This is a genomic window from Caballeronia sp. A2-2, assembly GCF_057612605.2.
In genome coordinates this window covers 1555051-1570549 of record NZ_CM172588.1, presented here as the reverse complement: position 1 = coordinate 1570549, position 15499 = coordinate 1555051, and the positions used below count along the sequence as shown (strand labels likewise).

The 15499-nt window shown below is 58.3% G+C and carries 12 protein-coding genes and 2 pseudogenes; 8 read left to right on the top strand and 6 right to left on the bottom strand.

What is annotated here, in order from left to right; genetic code table 11:
- Positions 1 to 50 precede the first annotated feature (50 nt).
- Positions 51 to 596 (top strand): hypothetical protein, encoded by a 546-nt coding sequence (locus ACZCWR_RS23540; protein ID WP_487304015.1) that lies wholly within the window; start codon positions 51 to 53, stop codon positions 594 to 596.
- Here the strand turns inward: ACZCWR_RS23540 and ACZCWR_RS23535 are convergent.
- Positions 593 to 2995, bottom strand: a complete 2403-nt coding sequence (locus tag ACZCWR_RS23535; RefSeq protein WP_487304014.1) for a bifunctional acetate--CoA ligase family protein/GNAT family N-acetyltransferase — start codon at positions 2993 to 2995, stop codon at positions 593 to 595. The two genes, ACZCWR_RS23540 and ACZCWR_RS23535, sit on opposite strands and share 4 nt — an antisense overlap.
- Before the next feature lie 277 nt (positions 2996 to 3272).
- Between ACZCWR_RS23535 and parA the strand changes: the two genes are divergently transcribed.
- From parA to ACZCWR_RS23520, 3 genes and pseudogenes are all read left to right on the top strand, one after another.
- The gene (gene parA, locus ACZCWR_RS23530; protein ID WP_487304013.1) at positions 3273 to 3935 is read left to right on the top strand and encodes a ParA family partition ATPase; all 663 of its coding nucleotides are present in this window, start codon (positions 3273 to 3275) and stop codon (positions 3933 to 3935) included.
- Between the two features lie 24 nt (positions 3936 to 3959).
- Positions 3960 to 4065, top strand: a pseudogene (locus ACZCWR_RS23525) (ParB/RepB/Spo0J family partition protein); the annotation flags it as partial.
- 83 nt (positions 4066 to 4148) lie between these two features.
- Positions 4149 to 5021: pseudogene (locus ACZCWR_RS23520) on the top strand (ParB/RepB/Spo0J family partition protein); the annotation flags it as partial.
- A gap of 73 nt (positions 5022 to 5094) precedes the next feature.
- On the opposite strand, the gene ACZCWR_RS23515 reads toward ACZCWR_RS23520, so the two are convergent.
- Entirely contained in the window at positions 5095 to 6462 is a 1368-nt protein-coding gene (locus ACZCWR_RS23515; protein WP_487304012.1) for a RepB family plasmid replication initiator protein, read from the bottom strand.
- A gap of 1733 nt (positions 6463 to 8195) precedes the next feature.
- Here ACZCWR_RS23515 and ACZCWR_RS23510 point away from each other — a divergent pair.
- Complete coding sequence (locus ACZCWR_RS23510) at positions 8196 to 9386, top strand: DNA-binding protein (RefSeq protein WP_487304011.1); 1191 nt, start codon at positions 8196 to 8198, stop codon at positions 9384 to 9386.
- A 46-nt stretch (positions 9387 to 9432) separates the two neighbouring features.
- Here ACZCWR_RS23510 and ACZCWR_RS23505 read toward each other — a convergent pair whose 3' ends face one another.
- The 3 genes from ACZCWR_RS23505 to ACZCWR_RS23495 form a co-directional block, all read right to left on the bottom strand.
- Entirely contained in the window at positions 9433 to 10431 is a 999-nt protein-coding gene (locus ACZCWR_RS23505; protein WP_487304010.1) for a tyrosine-type recombinase/integrase, read from the bottom strand.
- A 139-nt stretch (positions 10432 to 10570) separates the two neighbouring features.
- On the bottom strand, positions 10571 to 10924 hold the full coding sequence (locus ACZCWR_RS23500; RefSeq protein WP_487304009.1) for a DUF2471 family protein: 354 nt from the start codon (positions 10922 to 10924) through the stop codon (positions 10571 to 10573).
- 184 nt (positions 10925 to 11108) lie between these two features.
- A complete protein-coding gene (locus tag ACZCWR_RS23495; protein ID WP_487304008.1) occupies positions 11109 to 11717 on the bottom strand; it encodes a helix-turn-helix domain-containing protein in 609 nt (202 codons plus the stop codon).
- A gap of 118 nt (positions 11718 to 11835) precedes the next feature.
- Between ACZCWR_RS23495 and ACZCWR_RS23490 the strand changes: the two genes are divergently transcribed.
- Together ACZCWR_RS23490 and tdh are read left to right on the top strand one after the other, a co-directional pair.
- Positions 11836 to 13038 carry a glycine C-acetyltransferase gene (locus tag ACZCWR_RS23490; protein ID WP_487304007.1) on the top strand — a complete coding sequence of 401 codons (1203 nt, stop codon included), beginning with the start codon at positions 11836 to 11838 and terminating at the stop codon, positions 13036 to 13038.
- A 52-nt stretch (positions 13039 to 13090) separates the two neighbouring features.
- Complete coding sequence (gene tdh / locus ACZCWR_RS23485) at positions 13091 to 14122, top strand: L-threonine 3-dehydrogenase (protein ID WP_487304006.1); 1032 nt, start codon at positions 13091 to 13093, stop codon at positions 14120 to 14122.
- Positions 14123 to 14134: 12 nt separating this feature from the next.
- On the opposite strand, the gene ACZCWR_RS23480 is transcribed toward tdh, so the two are convergent.
- The gene (locus ACZCWR_RS23480; RefSeq protein WP_487304789.1) at positions 14135 to 14755 is read right to left on the bottom strand and encodes a YceI family protein; all 621 of its coding nucleotides are present in this window, start codon (positions 14753 to 14755) and stop codon (positions 14135 to 14137) included.
- A 236-nt stretch (positions 14756 to 14991) separates the two neighbouring features.
- Here ACZCWR_RS23480 and ACZCWR_RS23475 point away from each other — a divergent pair, with 236 nt between their 5' ends.
- Entirely contained in the window at positions 14992 to 15489 is a 498-nt protein-coding gene (locus ACZCWR_RS23475; RefSeq protein ID WP_487304005.1) for a hypothetical protein, read from the top strand.
- Positions 15490 to 15499 lie beyond the last annotated feature (10 nt).

Genomic DNA, 15499 nt, shown 5'->3' with positions numbered 1-15499 from the left:
ACGCGTTTGCGACTCATGTGGCCCACGCCGTCCTCAACTACGCACTCTCGATGGCCAAACTTCTTTCCGATACAGAATTCCTACGCTTTTCCGAGCTTCAGCAAAAACAGGCGAATTTCACGATCACGCCCGACGAAGCGGACGAATTGCGCGATATCGTCGCGCGCGCACAGAAAACGCGTGATGATCGCGCAACCGCGCTTCAAGCGGTCGAGACATACATCGCCCAATTTGGCTTCAGTCCGGACGAACTTTATTCCGCCGAGCAAATCGGCGATGCCGCGCGGACTTTTGGCCTGATCCCGGCGGCGAGAAAGGAACGCACGCTTCCGCCCCAATTGACGCACAACGGCAAGCCGTATCAATGGACGTCGCGCGCGCTGCCGGACGAGATTCGCGCTCCGCTTTTCGAGGCGTTCACCTCGGGGCAATCGGTGATGCCGTTCATCGCGACGCCCAAGGACACCGCGCGCTGCGCATTGACGATCGCGCGCCTTGAAAAGGAAACAGGAAGTTCGTACGCCGAAGCATTGCTCGACGAGCTTTCGTTGTCGCGGATGCAAATCGAAGAAGCCTCTTCGAAACTTTCCGCTTAAATTTCTCTCTGCGTTGCGGGCTGATCGCACAAACGCATTCTGAAGCCGACGACGCCGGGATCTTCGGTTCGTGTGACTTCGAATCCGGCCCGGCGCGCCAGCGCGATCATCCCGGCATTCTCACGCAGCGCTTCGCCGATCAGCCATCGCGTGCCGCGCTTTCTGGCGTAATCGATGATCCGCGAAAGCAAGAGCGATCCGATGCCCTGCCCTTTCATGTCCGAGCGCGCAGCAACGGCAAACTCCGCAGTTTCGTTGTCCGGATCGGCAATCGCGCGCGCGACGCCAAGCGTCTCGTACGCGACATCGTCGCCATCTGCACGTGTCACGATTAGCGCCATCTCCCGGTCGTAGTCGATCTGCGTCATCCGCGCGAGCTGCGAATGATCGAAACTGCGCACCGCGCCGAAGAAGCGCAGGCGCAGATCTTCCGCTGTGTTCGCCGCAACGAACGCACGATGCGCCTCCTCATCCTCCGGTCGAATGGGTCGCACCTTGATGCGCATGCCGCGCCATTCGAGCGTCTCCTCCAGATGGCGCGGATACGGCACGATCGCGAGCGGCTTGCGATGCACGCCCAATGTGAGCTGCGGTTCGTACACCGCGACAGTGTCGCGCGTGACACGCAACGTCAAACGTAGCGCGACGATCTCCTCGATATAGCAGACGAGTTGCGACAATGCGGTCAACGCATGGAGCAGCATGTCAGCGGGCAATTCGCGTGAACGTGGCGAACGCATGACGAGATCGCGTGCGAGGACTGCATTCAGCGGCGGCAGCGCAAACTCGTGCAGCGCATCGGCAAGCCCGAGCGCGCCCTCCGCCTTGAATTCGAAGACAGGCCCGAAGACGCGATGATTAAGCAATCGCGTCTGGATTTCCACCGCCTCGCTCGTGAGTGCATCGACGGGACCAGGTCTAACCTGTATGTCGAATCGATGAAGGACGCGCGCCGCACGCTCTCCGTCGAATTCCGTGATGCCGCTCGCGAGCGCCGCGCGGATTTCGCATTGCGCGGTATCGATGTCTTCGGGCACTTCGGTGGGCAATCCGTCGGGCGTCTGCATCAGCAATTCGCGTCCTTGCCGAAAATCGACGAGACGCGCAAAGCCGCGCGCGAGGCGATGCGGTGTCGTGTGGACGGGGATTCCATTGGCGTGCAATTCGTCGCGTGTGGCGGAATCGATGCAACCGAAAAAGCACGTCAGCAATCCGCGATAGGCGTGTTGCCGCTCGGCGATCAACGTTCGCGCGACGTCTCTGACCGGCGCGCCATGCGAGGGTGCGTGCACGACGAACGCCGTGCCCGCCTCCCGGTGCGGGGCGAGTGCTTTCAGCGCGGCGCCAAAATCGGCGGGAGAGGCACCGTCGCCAAGAAGAAGCGGGTTGCCGGGTTCGGCGTGGGGGAGCGCTGCCCCCAAGGCGTCACGCACGGCGACGGGCCACGGGGCAAGATCGTCGCCTGCGCTACTGAATGCGTCTTTCGCCAACGCCGCGACTCCGCGATCGCTTGTAATGACCGTTGCAATATCGCTGGCAGCCACACGGCCGATGCCGAGCGTTTCGATCTCGTCCATCAGATCGTCGAGCGAATCGACACGGACAAGCCCTGCACGCCGGAAGGCTGCGCCGTATAGGCGATCGAAGGGGTCATCGCGTCCGGTCCGCAAGACAAGGACTGGCTTGTTGCGGGCTGCGGCGCGGGCGGCGGACATGAATTTGCGCGACGCCTGCACGGTTTCGATAGCGAGCAAAATGGCGCGAGTCGATGCGTCGGTCGCAAGAAAATCGAGAATGTCGCCTGAATCGACGTCGGCTTCGTCGCCCAGCGCGACGATACGGGAAAAGCCGAGGCCGCGCGCGTGAGCCCAGCCGAGCACGCCATCGGTCAGGGCGTTTGAACCGGAAACCCATGCGACGCCGCCGGGGCGAACATCGCACGAGGGTGCGCCCAGACACGCGCCAACGGCAGGCGTGACGACGCCGAGGCTCGCCGGGCCGATCACACGTAGCAAATGCGGTCGCGCGGCAGCCAGTGTGCGTGCCGTCCAGAATTCTTGTGACGGTTGAGAGCGCAAGGAGGATCGATGGGCATCGCCGATGATCACGACCGCTTTGGTTCCGCGCTGTCCCAAGTGTTCGACAAGCGCGGGCCAAGTCTCTGGGCGAGTGCATAGAATCGCGACGGCGGGCGAATCGGGCAGATCCTGGACGTCGGCGAAGACGCGCGTCTCGCCCAGCAAATCGTGTTTCGGATTGACGGGCCACATCGGCCCTTTGAATCCGGCGCGCGTGGCGCGCGACCAGACCATTTCGCCAATGCTCCCTATGCGTGAGGATGCGCCAACCACGGCAATCGACCTTGGCGCGAAAAGGACGTCTAGGTTGCGAACGGTCATGTTGTAGCTCCGACGCGCGTGCTAAGGAGAAACCCCGGCCTAGGATAGGCGATTTCTTGTTACGCCACTCGGCGCTGGGAGTGCGTGCATCGCAGATGGCTTTATGCGCATAAAGCTTGTGTCAGCTGTCGCAAGCCGCGCTGCTGACACGCCGCGCCTTTATGCGCATAAAGCCATAGCCCGAACGGTTACATCGAGCATTTGTTGCGGATTTTCACTAGAAAATGTTCACGGTCAATGTAAAATAAAAACCGCCTTCAAAATTTTGGAGTTAAACGTGGCGGCGGAAATCATAGCGATCACGCAGCAGAAGGGTGGAGTAGGGAAAAGCACGATCGCCATGCACCTCGGCGCGGCGTTTCATGAAAAAAAGAAAAGAGTGCTGGTGGTGGATGCGGACGGTCAGAACACGCTCATTCACTGGTCGAGCGCAGCATCCAATGAGTCGAATGGCATTCCTTTTCCCGTCGTCAATCTGTCGGAAGCGGGCGGCCAGATCCATCGAGAGATTCGAAAGTTCATCAATGACTACGACATCATTGTCGTTGACTGCCCGCCGTCGATTACGGAAAAGGTGTCAGGCGTCGTACTGCTCGCGGCAAGTGTTGCGATTATTCCGACCTCGTCTTCGCCGGCGGACTATTGGTCCAGCGTCGGCCTCGTCAAACTCGTTCAGCAAGCGCAGGTCATGAATGAGGACCTGCGTGCGGTCTTCCTGCTCAACAAGACGGAGGAGAAACGCATGCTCACGCGCGAATTGAAATCAGCGCTCGAGGAGCTTGGCTTCCCTTTGCTCAAGACTCAGATCCCAACCCGAGAGTGCTACAAGCAAGCCATGGCGCTTGGACAGACTGTGCTTCAAATGGGAGATCGCGGCTCGCGTCTGGCCGCAGCGGAAATTCGTGCTTGCGCCGACGAGATTCTCGGCATGCTCCCCTGACTTTATGCGCATAAAGGACCCCCAATGAAACCGTCCCAGCTAGCAAAAGGCTTCAAAGCCCGGCCCGATACGACAAGCAGCGAGAAGCGGACCGCTCTCGACCGTCTCAATGCAATAGATGGAATCGTCGACATCCATCAAGTGGGACAGGCGGCGAACGGTCGTTCAAGTGCGTTGGCAGCCGACGATCAGGACGAGATCGCAACAGGGCTCGAATCGGACGCGTATCGCGCATGGCGTCGAGCGAACCGTTACACCACCGGACAAGTGATCGAACTACCGTTGAAGGCGATCAAACCGAGCCCATTCAACCCCAGGCATTTTTATCTCAAGACTTCGATCGCCGAATTGGCGGTGAATCTTGCGAAACAAGGCCAGCAGCAGGCCATCCACGTCATTCCCGACTACGAAAATCCAGGCACATTTTTCGTAAGCGATGGCGGACGTCGGGTGCGCGCGCTGAAGGAAGCAAACAGGGACACGGTCAAGGCAATCGTCGTCGATGTACCAATCGGCATCGAAAGCTACAAGCTGGGTTACGACCTCAACGTTCAACGCGATTCCCAAACCGTGTTCGACAATGCTGTCGTCTGGAAGCGGTTTCTGGACGAGCGTCACTTTCAAAGCCAGCGCGAGCTCGCGGACCATCTGGGGCTTGATGAGTCGACGATCGCCGTGGCGCTGTCCATTGCCAAACTACCCGAAGTGGTGATGCAGGAAATGGTTGCGAGACCGGATAGGTTCGGCTCGAACATGGCGTATCAGATCACGCGCTACCACTCGGCGCGCGGCAGCGACGCTACGTTGAGACTGATCAACAAGATCGCCGCGGATGATCTAAGCACGCGACAAGTCGCAGATATCGTCAAAGGACGAGCGAGCGCGCAGGAAACGCCTAAGACGCCCGGACGTCAACGGTACGCTCAACGGCTCGAAATCAAATTGGACGGTGTGGCTGTCGGCGATCTGAAGTCCTATGGCGAGGACCGGCTCGAATTGCGGCTGCGAGGACTGACGAAAGAACGGCGCGACGAGCTGTTGCATCAGATCGAGGCGATGCTCTCACCGGTGAGCGAAGCGAAGTAATTATTGAATGCATGGAGGCTGCCTATCGGGCTATCGGGCGCGCCTCCACGCGCTTTCACACGCAACACGACACTCAGCCGGCGCGAGACTGATTGAGGGTGAACGCCAGCAGGTCGCCGTCAGTCGGGTCGCCCCATGTCTTGCGCGCCAGCCAGTCGAAGAAGGACGTTTCAGCCAATTTCGATTCAAGGCCACGCTTGCGCCAATCATCGCGAAGATGTGAGCCCAGGTCCGGCAACACGTCCGACTCGAACGTGTGGCGAGCCAATTCGCGTTCTTCATCGCCTTGTTCGTCGTAGAGCGCACGTGCTTCCTTGCGCCGATAGGCCGAGTATTCGCTCAGAAGACGGGCCTTCAGATCGTCGGCGGCTGATATCGCCGCCACCCCGCCGCGCGCGGCAGGAGTCCCGCCCGATGTGGCCGGCAGCACTTCAACAGGCGGCGCATAGCCTTTTTTCAACGCATCCTTGAATAACGCGGCGGCACTTCGTACAGGCGGCAATGACGTGCTGCGCATGCGTTGTTCGGTCATCTGGAGTGCCGCGCGGATACGATTTTCCTCGCTGTCCGCATAGAGCGTCTGCGCCTCTTTGAGCGCAATTCCAATCTTCACCATACGATCGACGAGCGTGCTGTCGAAAACGTTCGGGTGTTCATCGAGCGCGAGCATCGGCTGCTTGCGTTCGGTCACGCGGAACTGGATTTCAGCGACGCGACGCCCCTCACGATGCTCGACAAGTTCCACGAAAATATTCGTGACCGCGTTCACTTCTGCGATGGCAGGACGCAGATAATCGCGTTTGAAGTATTTGTACTCGCGTTTCGCCTCATCGCCGGCCTCAGTATCGGGCGTGCCGGACAAAATGGGCCGCCACCATTCCCATGCTTCGCGCATCGTGAGATGACTGGGATTCGTCAGGTATCGCACGCAAATTTCGTAAAGCGCCAAACCCGCGCTGCTGCGCAGCTGACTTTGAAATTGCAGGCTCAACCGCGCGTATTGCACCGGGTCGAGCAGCTTCTTTTTGATTTTCGGCGCGAACGAAAACTCGACCCAGACCCGACGCGTATTCGGGTCTTCCAAAATTTCCGCGTCGGCGATGAGCGTGGAAATGCCCCACTTGCGACCGGGCTTTTGGCTCGAGGTTCCCGTGCTCCACTCGACCTGCACTGACACCATCCGGCGCAAATGCTCTTTGACGAGCGCCGTGTCATTGGAGTCAAAAGCAGAGTTGGCAACGATGTCAGACAGCAGTGCGCGGTAGGTGTCGCCCGATTCATCGGCCTGCTGCGCAACGGCAAGCAGGACGTTGAACAGCTTTCGGGTGAGCAGCGTTATTTTTCCGCTTTTCGGCTGGATGGCGATGGCCTCTACCGCCTTGCGCAATTCCGCCGAGCTCGGGCTGACTACATCGGTTTTCTTTGCGCGCCTGGTTGCCATGCGTCAGTCGAGATTCGTGATGGCTGCAGCATACCGACTGGGGTGAAGGGCGTCTATAGGTTAACGTTCACCGCTTTGGGGTGAATGGCGACTGATCGTGCCGACTCACTGCGGTGCGCTCCTGTAAATGCTCACCACTCACCATTAGCACGGATTCAAAATGCCTAGAAGACACACGGGTAAACGAAGCGAGGGAAATTGAGATGAGCCAATGTAGTGTTTCCCTCAAGTCCTGTAACTTCTCACCTTTAAAATTTTCGCGTCGAATTCACGGTTGTCGTGCCAGCGAGACATTGACATTCCGATGTGCGCGAGAGCGTGAGGTGGCTCAAATAACGTTGAGCGCTTCGATTGATCCGAGAACCGACATCGACAAAGGATGATCGTCTCCTGGAAACGCTCACCTTCAAAGATCCGCAAGCAACAGATCACCGCGGCCATTTCCGCCGCCGGCGCCGACTTAATCAACGGCTGCCTCCCGAATGTACTCACCTGCATGAGTCTGGGAGACTGAATCTTCAATCCCGAATTTCCTCACTTCAAACAAATACCACCTCCTGAAAAACCTCACCTCACGTATAGCCACGCTAGGGAGCGCTTCAACGAATGTGCAATTACTCAATCTAGCATACGCGTCTACGCGCTTCGCCCTGTCCCGAAAACACTCACCTTCGGCAGCGGCACCGATCATATGGTGAAAGGCACGCAGATCCCGAAAACGCTCACCAACGAGACTTTTCGACTCGTTCTGGCAATGCTATCTCTCTGTTTTTACACGATTTATTTTCTACGAAATCAAGGTTTGATGTGCCGTCCCTCCCACACCACGCAAACGTCACCCGGAAAAGCTCACCGATTTTCGATCCCTAAGTTAGATTCGAAGAGCGCAACACGACAGAATTTACTCCCGAAAAACCTCACCTTAAGTCTGCATACATGGAAATCAGGCCAAAATTCGCGCTCCACGCGCCTCAAAAAATGAATGAGAAAAAGTGTCGCCCCCGTATAACCTCACCTTTAGGACTTTTCTCCACCAATAAAAGACAGATTAGTCATTCCTACCCCGAAAAAGCTCACTCACGAAGGAGATGTCGTCCCGGATTACCTCACCATGAGCCCTTGTCCCCACGGGAAACCACTGTTTTTACCCATTGCAAGCGGTCCCGCTTCATCTCACCTTCCGTCTCGGCAACGAATGAGCACATCACCTCCCAGTGGGGCGTCCAGAACAGATGCTTCCCGGAAGCATTCACCTTGGCCAGTTGGTACCTTCCCGTTTCCGCTCACGATCTCTCCTGAAAGCGCTCACGCACGCTCCTGAAGCCCATCACTTTCCTTCCCGCAAAGCTTCACCATCCTTCCTGCAACGACTCACCTTTGTGCCCGCAAAGCCCCGCCACATAAGGGTTTCAGCGTGCGTTAACAGTATTAACAAGGTTCAACGGTGTTTACTTTTATTACTCTCAAGCGAACCCGCGAGCCTTGTAAACCATGAAACACTCGTGAAACCTACACGACGATCACAAGAATGGATAAACTTCGCATGAAATCAGATGGTTAGGCCGGCAAGTTCACGATGTTTCACGAAGACACCAACCGAGCGTCGCTAAATGGCTACCATTTTTTTTGCGAAATGCGATTGCGACATACGCGAGGACAGCAACGATCTGATATGTTTCGTTCGATACGTAAAAGGTGATATCCAATACTAAATCCAACCTATTGGCCGGAATATGGACTCGAATTTCCGCAATTCACTGCACGATGAGGTAAACCGAATGCGCGCTTGTGGTGCGCGTCGGCAAGATCTTTCGGCACATGCGTGCAAACGACTGTTCTTCGACGCAGGCGTCCGTCCCTCCGTCACGTTGGTGCGCGAATTCACGCAGACGGGCAGCGCCACCGACATACCAAAAGATATCGAAGCTTTCTGGAACGACCTTCGGTCTACCGCTCGCACGCGTATCGATGCTGGACCGCTTCCGGAATCGTTGCAGGCGCACGCAGGCGAGTTGCTGTCGTCTTTGTTCGCCGAGGCTCACAGTCTCGCCCGAGCTCAACTGGAAACGGAACGCCAGCAGCTCGACAATCAGGCGCGAGTTGCACAAGACCAGGTACGTAATGCTGACATCCGGCAGGAGACCCTGGAATTGGCCCAGCAGCGTGCTGAAGCGCGCGCCGAAGCAAGCATGGTTCGCGTCGTCGCGCTTGAGGCAGAGTTAAAGGCACTGTCCAACCAGGCAAACGATGCTCAGGCGGGACATCGTGAGCTTCTGTCACGAGTGGAAAAGGAGAACGAGGCACTTGTCGCGCGTTTGCAGCAGGAACAAGAGGGTTCCACGCGCTTGCGCGACCGTATCGACGAGTTGCAGGCAGAGATGCGCCAAAGCACGGAGCATTACGCTCTGCAGATCAAGGACGCGGTCAAGGAAGCGGAACGACGCGTCAAACCAATGCTGGTGGAACTTGATTCGCTGCGCGGCATGGCAGCGACGTATCAAGCAAGTTCGCGGGAAGCGGGACAAAAAGAATTCGATTTTATTCAACAACTTAGCTCGGCTCGCGGACGAGCGGACCGGCTCGAGTCGCAGGTGCGCGCGCAATCGGACGAGATCGATGCTCTTGTGCGCGAACGCGATGCTCATAGAATTCGCGCAAGTATCAGTGCCGAGATCGGCGGCCTCATTGCGCTACTTGCTGCCGACGGTCGGCTGACTGCCGACGAAATCGCCGCACTCGGCACACAAGCCGATGCTTTCGTCGTGACGCCCGGCGTTTGTCCGGCGTGCGGATCAGGTGAACCCGAATTGCAGCGTCACGAAGACGAATTCGAGTTGTCGTGCCCGAATTGCGAATGCACGTCCGGCGCGAGTGCATCCAAGCTCGAAGCCGTGCACGGTTTTCTCGACCAAGCGCGGGTCTAGTACGGAAGCCCGAAATCAAAGGTGAGGGTTTTCGGGACCTGAATCTTTAGGAATCAGTGTCGCCAGCCGTCCGGGCTTGCGCGATATCCCGCTCCCGTATTTGCTCACCCATCCATTCCTGCCATGCTCGATGCAGCCGATGAACCGAGATCATCTGCTGAAAACCAAGCCATTGCCCGACGCGTTCGGGGTCGGTATTTTCGTCGAATAATTCCGCGGCGTAGGTGTTGCGAAGCGTCTGGGGACTGGCCCGCGCGACGCGTGATTCGGCGATCCCCGAGGCGTCCACCACTGCGTCGATGGCGCGCAACATGGTTGCCTTGTGCATGGATCTGCCTGAAGGCGCTGCGGGAAACAGCAGTTCTCCCGCCAGACTAGCCCCGCGCCGTTCGTCGATCCAACTTTCCAGCATATCGATTGCGAACGGCGCGACCCGGGCTTGCCGGATCAGCAATGGATTATTCGCGTCGACGGTGACGTAGGGGGCACCCGACGCGTAGCAGTCGATCGTCAATTGCGCCGCTTCGCCCGTCTTGACGCCGGCGCCAAGGAAGACAGCCACCAGAGCGCGGTCGCGTCGCTCGCGCCAGCGCTGGCCCATCGGCAAGTCTCCCAACGGCGAATATAGATGGTCGATGAGCCGCGCGCGTTCGTCGTGCGTCAGAAACCCGGTCGGCTCGTTTTCGCGTGCCTTGCGCCACGAAGCATCACCGTCTTGAGCAATGAAGCGCGCCGGATTCGTCGCCGCTGACTCGATTTCGCGCACATGATCGAGCACGCGCTCGATGAGCCTCAGATAACGCATGCGTTGAGGCCGGCGAATATCGAGTTGTGCGACGAACTGTTCGATCACCGGGCGCTGCACGGTATGCAAGGTCGCGCGCTTGGCGGTCAGCCATTCCAGAAAGTTGCCCCATTGAGCGCGATACACATCGGCGGACGACGCGCGGAATTCCTGCTGGGCGAGCCACGCATCGAACGCGGCGTGAGGATCAGCCTGCCAGTCGGCGCGGTGTTGATCAAAGAGATCGGGAGTGTTCGACATGGTGTTCGGACGCCCATCCTAGGCAAATGTTAGTTGCGTACAGAGTCGGGCCAGAACGGTTCGACGTCAAGCACACAGCTGTGGACATTTGTCTTGAAGCGTTATTTTTTCGGATGGACAGCTTTACCGCGACAATTTTTCAGTGAGCAATGGCGAGCTTCGGTTGACCCTGTCGCGCAGCTTGTTCGTAGGCGTCCACGGCAAACGCAAAGACAGCCGGCAGAGCGTCTGACGAAGTGATATCTACGACATCGTCGGTCTCGGGAAATTGAAAACTGTCGGGCCGCGCGAATAATTCTCGCAGGGCTGCTTCATGTCGTCCGGCGAAGCCAAGGTCTGCAACCGCTTCGGCTTCAATCGCATGCAACAGTCGCCACGTAAGCGGCACGCCAAGTTCGATGTATCGTCCAGCGACTTGCCGCGCAATGCGCTCAAGGTCGCGCACGGCCCGCGCGAATTGCTTTTTGCTCAGATGCTCGCCATTCGACTCCATGATTCGCCCCTTCTGCTGGTCTTGTGTACTGTATAAACATACAGTATTTGTCTCCATGAAAATAGCGTGGGCTTACTCGAACCGGGTGTATGTGCGATTCCGCCTACGGCCGGTGGTGAGACTTCGCGGCTATGCGTGAATGGCCACTATGACGCCGCGTGCGTTGTTATGCGCATAAAGTCAGTCACCCGTGAATGACCACGAGCAGTGCTCTGGCCTCCGCGCGTCCAACATTGCTGATAGCGTGCGCCTCGTCTGCCGCGTAACGAGCGGTATCACCGGGTTTCAAACGGCGCACCGCCCCGGAGACATCGATTTCGATCGTCCCATTTAAAACCGTGAGGTGCTCACGCGTTCCCGGCTCATGCGCGTTTGATCTCAGCGACGCGCCCGCTTGCAGGGTCAATTCGTACCATTCGAACTTCCCGGCCAGTTCGATTGGCCCCCACACTCGCAATTGATACCCGCCGCTATCCCCGCTCATCGTCGGAATATCGTGCGGTCCGGCCACGCGGATTGCTTCGGCTGGTTTCTGCGGAGCGAAAAGTTGATCGAGGCTAATGCCGAGCGCATTGGTCAAGCGCCACGCTACCGCGATGGTCGGATTGGCTTTGTCGCGTTCGATTTCCGACAGCATTGACTTGGAAACACCTGCTGCACGGGACAAATCATCCAGCGTCAACTTGCGTTCATTTCGCAGGCGCTGAATCTGTTCACCGACGCGCGGAGGACTCACGGCATTCGCCGCGGACGGAAAGTCGCCCGATTTGCTGCCCGATGCTGAACTTGCCATGTTTCCCACAATCCTTTAGAGTGTTCGGTATATTGGAAATACATTCGAAATATCGAACTTGTCCAGTGTGCTGGATGAACTATAGCAGGCATCGAGCACGCCACCAGAAGGAATGCCAATGACCGACCGATACCTCTCCCACCTACGCGCGGCACTCGAAGAAATTCGTGACGCGGGCTTCTATAAGACCGAGCGCGTGATCGCCAGTCCGCAGTCCTCGGCGATCCGGCTTGCGAACGGGCAAGACGTGTTAAATTTCTGCGCCAACAATTATCTCGGTCTTGCCGACGACGCGCGCCTGATCGACGCAGCAAAAGAAGGACTGGATACCGATGGTTTCGGCATGGCTTCGGTGCGCTTCATTTGCGGCACTCAAACCGTTCATAAAACGCTGGAAAAATCGATCGCAAATTTCTTGCAGACCGATGACGCCATTCTCTATTCGAGTTGCTTCGATGCCAACGGCGGCTTGTTCGAGACGCTGCTCACCGAAGAAGACGCCATCATCAGCGACGAGCTGAATCACGCGAGCATCATCGATGGTGTACGGCTTTCGAAAGCACGGCGGCTGCGCTACAAGAACAACGATCTGGCCGATCTCGAAGCCCGTCTGAAGGAAGCCGACGAAGCCGGCGCGCGCTTCAAACTTATAGCAACCGATGGCGTGTTTTCGATGGACGGCATCATCGCGAATTTAGCCGGCATTTGCGATCTGGCCGACCGTTACGACGCGCTGGTCATGGTCGACGATTCCCACGCAGTTGGCTTCATCGGCGAACATGGCCGTGGCACACCGGAGCACTGCGGCGTCCTCGATCGCGTGGACATCATCACCGGTACGCTAGGCAAGGCGCTTGGTGGTGCGTCGGGCGGTTATGTCGCGGCGCATCGCGAAGTCATCGATTTGCTGCGTCAGCGCAGTCGTCCTTATTTATTTTCGAATACGCTTGCGCCCAGCATTGCCGCTGCATCGTTAAAGGTGCTGGAATTGCTCGACAGCGAAGAAGGCGCATCGCTTCGCAAGCGCGTAGCTGAAAACGGCGCGCGTTTCCGCCAGGCCATGACCGCGCTTGGCTTCGATCTCGTTCCCGGCGAGCATCCGATCATCCCGGTAATGCTCGGCGACGCGCAACTCGCATCAAAGATGGCCGATGCACTGCTCGACGAAGGCGTCTATGTCATCGGCTTCTCATACCCGGTGGTGCCGAAAGGCCGCGCGCGCATTCGCACGCAAATGAGCGCGGCACACACGCCAGAGCAAATCGACCGCGCAGTGGATGCATTCGCGCGCGTGGGCCGGTCGCTCGGCGTCATACGCTGACCGCCTACCTTTATGCGCATAAAGCACCCGACACCTCACAGGATCACTCGCAATGAAAGCCCTCGCCAAACTCGAACGCGCACCCGGTCTCACGCTTACGCGGGTCAAGCGTCCTGAAGTCGGTCACAACGATGTGCTCATCCGCATCCGCAAGACTGCGATTTGCGGCACCGACATCCACATCTGGAAATGGGATGAGTGGGCGCAAAAGACGATACCGGTGCCGATGCATGTCGGTCACGAGTATGTCGGCGAGATCGTCGAGATGGGACAGGAAGTGCGTGGATTTTCGATCGGCGATCGCGTGTCCGGGGAAGGGCACATCACCTGCGGCTTTTGTCGAAACTGTCGCGCGGGACGACGCCATCTGTGCCGCAATACCGTGGGTGTCGGCGTGAATCGCGAGGGCGCGTTCGCCGAGTTTCTGGTCATTCCAGCGTTCAACGCGTTCAAGATTCCCGCCGATATCTCAGACGACCTCGCGGCAATCTTCGATCCGTTCGGCAACGCCACGCATACCGCGCTCTCGTTCAATCTCGTTGGCGAAGATGTGTTGATTACCGGCGCCGGTCCGATCGGCGTCATGGCCGTCGCCATCGCGCGTCACGTCGGCGCACGCAATGTGGTCGTGACCGATGTGAACGAATATCGCCTCGAACTTGCCCGCAAGATGGGCGCGACGCGTGCCGTCAACGTCGCGAGCGAAGATCTGCGCGATGTGATGCACGAACTCGGCATGACCGAAGGTTTCGATGTCGGTCTGGAAATGTCCGGCGTGCCGAGCGCATTCACCGCGTTGCTGGAATCGATGAACCACGGCGGCAAGGTTGCCTTGCTCGGCATTCCTCCCGCGCAGACGGCGATCGACTGGAATCAGGTGATCTTCAAGGGACTCGAGATCAAAGGCATCTACGGACGCGAGATGTTCGAGACCTGGTACAAGATGGTGGCGATGCTGCAAAGTGGCCTCGACCTTTCACCGATCCTCACGCACACCTTCCCCGTCGACGATTATCAGCGCGCTTTCGAGACCATGCTGTCCGGCAATAGCGGCAAGGTCGTGCTCGACTGGACCGCCGCCTGACGCCACCCGCCATCATTGCGAAGCGGGCGCCGCGCCCTCCGGCGGCGCCTTAGCAAACTCCGCCTGAATCGCGACGTGCACATCGTCGCCAACTGCCGGATACCACGTCGTCAAACCGAACTGCGACCGGCTGAAATGGCCATTCGCCGAAAAGCCGAGCGTTTCCTGCTTGGTGAGCGGATTTTTCGCATGGCCGTTGAACGTCACGTCGAGCGTGACCGGATGCGTCGTGCCGTGCAGCGTGAGGTCGCCGGTGAGCGTGCCTTTGTCGTCGCCGGTCGGCTTGAACGAAGTCCCGACGAACACGATATCCGGATACCGCGCCGTATCGAACATGTCCGGTCCTTTCACCATCCGGTCGAGCAAGGGAACATTGGTGTTCACGCTGGCCGCGTCGATCTTCACGTGCACCGTGCTGGCCGCCATGCCATCGGGACTCCAGTCGAGCTGACCGGTGACCTTGTCGAAACGCATGACGAAGCGCGAGTAGTGGAAGTGATCGACATCGAAACTCACATTCCAATGATGCGGGTCCAACGCGTAGGTGCCGGCCGGCACGCTTGCTTCGTTGTTCGATACATGATGCGTGACCACCTGCAGCGGCGTGCAGGCCGCCAGTCCCACGCAAAGCATCACGCGCAATAAAAGACCTTTCGACCGGAATCGGTCAGCGAAAAAGACGAATAAATCGCGAAACATCATCACGTCGAACTCCGCGAACAAAACGCCCAGTTTCTCCGAAAAATCGAAGAAATACACGGCGCGTCACGATCTTTTCGTTTCGTCACACGACACTGTCGCGATCAGGTAGAGTTCGCGTCGATCACATCTCAAAAAGGCGGCAGCGCGGAGGCGAGGCCGGAGAAGACATGCGTTCATGGTTTGGTTTGATGCGCGCAGGTTTGCTCGCGCTGGCTGCATCGACCGCGCCCGCGGCACACGCGGCATGGTGTTCCGACGGGCTTTGGCTCGATGCGATGATCGCCTCGCATCACGTGCATCCCGACAAGGATTTCGAGCAGTTCAATCCGGGGATCGGCGCGGAATGCTGGGTCGCGCCGCAATGGGCGGTGACGGGCGGCTACTTCCGCAACTCGCTGTCGAAGCCGTCGTTTTACGGCGGCGGCGTGTGGGGACCGGACTTCCTGCATTGGAACCACATCCGCCTTGCGGCGATGGCCGGCCTCATCTCGGGCTACGACTACGGCAGCTACGGATTCGGCCACAACCACACGGTGGGGCCGGTGGCTGCGCCGCTCATCATGCTCGACTACAAACGCGTCGGCGCGAACATCATCCTCATTCCGCCGATTCCGTCGAGCGATCTGCCGTTCACCATCGGGTTCATGCTCAGGCTGAAGTTCTGAGCCGACGCCG